At 61.0% G+C, this 344-nt stretch carries 1 protein-coding gene; it reads right to left on the reverse strand.

The genetic code is table 11. The features are described from left to right. Positions 1-344, reverse strand: a 344-nt coding sequence (locus JW897_RS24170) for an ExbD/TolR family protein (RefSeq protein ID WP_205467941.1), incomplete at both ends; no start/stop codon positions are given.

Genomic DNA, 344 nt, shown 5'->3' on the forward strand with positions numbered 1-344 from the left:
ACGCTGCGATTCCGCCAGCACCATCGCCACCGGTTCATACCCCGCGTCCTTGTTCGGCTTGATGTGAAACTCCGGCTGCGGCACCCGCGCCGCCGCTTCCGTCAGCTTCTTCTCCAAAGCCTCCCGGTTTACCAAACGCTCCCCGTTCCACATGATCCCGTTGTCCGGCGCAATGTCGATCTGCACCACCACCGGCTTCTCCATCGGCTTCGCCGGACTGCTCACCGGCATGTCCAGCTTCACCGCGTGCGTCTGGATCGGAATCGTGATGATCAGCATGATCAGCAGCACCAGCATCACGTCGATCAGCGGCGTGGTGTTCATCTCCACCATCAGGTCATCAG

Source organism: Chromobacterium alkanivorans, from assembly GCF_016937655.1.
GTDB lineage: Bacteria > Pseudomonadota > Gammaproteobacteria > Burkholderiales > Chromobacteriaceae > Chromobacterium > Chromobacterium alkanivorans.